Below are 1,353 nucleotides of genomic sequence, written 5' to 3'. Positions count from 1 at the left end.
CTTACGGGACTCGAGGCGCTTGCGATCCTGCGCCGCCAGCGTGGGGCGAGTGGACTTCGAGCGTGCCATCGCAGCTCGCTTGGGCGAGAACACGGCGGGCAGCGGCAGCTTCAGAGCTCGCGCGATTCGGCCCTCCTGCCCCGCGTGCAGGGCTGCGATCGCCTCCGGTTCGTGCCGGGCGGCGCTCGCGATGATGCCGAACATCAGCAGCGTGATCGCAGTCGAGGTACCACCGTAGGACACCAGCGGAAGCTGCAGACCGGTCACCGGCAGCAGCCCGACGACGTAGCCGATGTTGATCATGGCCTGACCGAACACCCAACACGTGGCACCTGCGGTCAGCAGACGCAGGAACGGATCGACCGAACGCATGGCGATGCGCAGGCCGGTGTAGACGAAGAGGCCGAACAATCCGATGACTGCCAGGCAGCCGATCATCCCGAGTTCCTCGCCGATGATGGCGAAGATGAAGTCGTTGTGCGCGTTGGGCAGGTAACTCCACTTCGCGCGGCTCTGCCCGAGCCCGCGACCGAACATTCCGCCGTCGGCCAGTGAGTATTTCGCCTGGGTGGACTGGTACGACAGACCCTGGGTGTCCTCGCCCGGGTTGAGCCAGGCCTTGACGCGGTTGGACCGGTAACCGGCGGTGAACGCGAGCACGGTTGCCAGCGCCATCCCGGTCATCAGCACCGCACCGAACAACCGGGCGTTGAGGCCGGCGAACCACAGCAGCGCCACCAGGATGATGCCGAGGGCGATGGCGGTACTCAGGTTCGGCTGCAGGACGACGAGCAGGCACATCAGCAGACCCGCAGGCAGCAACGGAATGAGCAACGACTTGATGTTGCCGTGTTCGCTGCGACGCGAGGCCAACAGGTGCGCGCCCCACAGAACCAGTGCCACCTTGGCGAGCTCGGACGGCTGGAAGGACACGACGCCGAAGTCGAACCAGCGGCGCGCGCCTTGGCGTTCGGCACCGATACCGGGAATCAGCACCAGCATCAGCATGGTGATCGAGACCAAGAACAGCGGAAACGACAGCTTCCTGAGGTACCGAACCGGCAGCCGGAGAGCGACGTAAAACGCGACGACTCCCAGCGCGACACCGATCAGCTGCTGGGTGAAGAGCGCGTACCCGGACTCGTCGGCTGCGAAGGATTCGGCGGACGACGCCGACAGCACCATCACCAGGCCCAACACCGTGAGCAGGACTGCGATCGTGACGATGAGATGGAAGGACGCGAGCGGCCTGCCGAACCACAGGCCTATTCGAGTGCGTGGAGCGGCGGTGCGGCGAGGCGGACGCGGCGGCTGACCGGCGGCGGTCACGATCGCGGCGATCCGATGTCGGTG

Annotated in this window: 1 protein-coding gene; it reads right to left on the bottom strand. The window is 66.0% G+C overall.

All coding sequences use genetic code 11. The annotated features are described in order from the left end of the window. Positions 1-1,329: putative lipid II flippase FtsW (ftsW, locus tag RHBS_RS27790; protein WP_128646928.1), on the bottom strand; the 1,329-nt coding region annotated here is incomplete at its 3' end. Between the last annotated feature and the right edge of the window lie 24 nt (positions 1,330-1,353).

The sequence above is a fragment of the Rhodococcus sp. BS-15 genome, from assembly GCF_000813105.1.
Classification (GTDB): Bacteria; Actinomycetota; Actinomycetes; order Mycobacteriales; family Mycobacteriaceae; genus Rhodococcoides.
Note: the sequence above shows the minus strand (reverse complement) of the source record. Positions and strands in the feature narration are given on the sequence as shown.